The following is a 524-nucleotide window of genomic DNA, read 5'->3' on the forward strand; positions in this document are numbered from 1 at the left end:
GCACATTGGATAACGGCGTTGAAAGTGTCTGGGATATGTCATTACACAGTCAAATGGTAGAAGCGTCGGTAAAAGTACAGGATTATAACTACCGAGATGCACCGGCGAATTTACTGGGTGAAGTGAATAGCCAACAGAAAAATAGTACCACTTATGGTACCGATTACCGTTATGATGAACACTATAAAGGGTTAAATAGTAATGGTAGTAATACCAATGATATAAATAATCACAACCGTAATCATGATGATGAAAACAGCGGTGATAATAGCCGTGAGATTAGCTCTAATTTTGGTAATGCAAGTCATACAGATAATGGTAATGCGGGTAAGGTGGGTGATAGTGTTGATAGTGTTGAAAGTGGTGAATGGTATGCCCGCATTCGTCATGAGCAAGCAATTAGCCGTCAAATTCTTATCCGGGGTAAAAGTAATCAGGCCAATTTAGCCCCGGGGCAACATATTCGCATCAAAGGCAGTACGATTACCGGCATAGATGAAGGGATAATGATATTAACGGTGCAA

General features: G+C 40.6%; 1 protein-coding gene. It reads left to right on the forward strand.

Translation table 11 applies throughout. From position 1 onward, the window contains the following. The coding region (locus tag B6D18_RS12430; RefSeq protein WP_216818979.1) for a contractile injection system protein, VgrG/Pvc8 family at positions 1-524 on the forward strand (524 nt) is incomplete at both ends.

The organism is Gilliamella sp. A7, from assembly GCF_002142015.1.
GTDB classification, from domain to species: Bacteria; Pseudomonadota; Gammaproteobacteria; order Enterobacterales; family Orbaceae; genus Gilliamella; species Gilliamella apis_A.